The 697-nt window shown below is 47.5% G+C and carries 1 pseudogene; it reads left to right on the top strand.

Features of this window, described 5'->3' with window-relative positions:
• Window positions 1-697: pseudogene (locus R7R24_RS27020) on the top strand (hypothetical protein); the annotation flags it as partial.

Below are 697 nucleotides of genomic sequence, written 5' to 3'. Positions count from 1 at the left end.
GGGGGTATCGTCCACCGGGTTATGATCCGAATGTGGATATGGATCCGTCGCTTGTGCACGAGTTAAAAGTTGGCGATCAGAATAATACCGATATGGGGCCGGGTAACTTTCAATTGCTCGATTTTGGGCAAGCGACTGGCAATAGCGGTGCGGCTTTGGTTCGTGATGCATTGTCTGGTGCTTACAACGGTTGCGCAGCCGTTGGGAATACCGTGACAACCAAACCAGGGAATAGCGCTGGCCCCGTTGCGCAAGGGTTGAATGTAAGACTTAACGACTTCTCTGGCCCAATTAAAAACGACGGTACGGTTTTACCAGATAAGTATGTAAGAGAGCCTGATATTTTGGCTGAAACCGACGCTGAATATGCGGGTGACTTGTATTACGCCAACTATCGTCAGGAGCTGAGTTCTTGTGAAAGTGGCGGTTCTTGTGATTACGACAGTTACACAGGTGATGGTGGTTCTAACGGACGCCGAATCTTACGTATCCCAATCGTTAATTGTACAGAATCGACAGGTAAGTCCGACTTCGATGTGTTGGGATTTGGTTGCTTCTTTTTGCTACAAAAAGTCAGTAATTCTGGTCAAGCATCTGTCTTTGGGCAGTTCCTTTACGATTGCCTGATCAATAACGGTTCAACAGGAACAGACCCAACCGACAAAGGTTTCTACCGGATCCAGCTATACAAAGATCC

Source organism: Vibrio sp. 704 (assembly GCF_033339295.1).
This window is presented reverse-complemented; position numbering and strand designations above follow the sequence as displayed.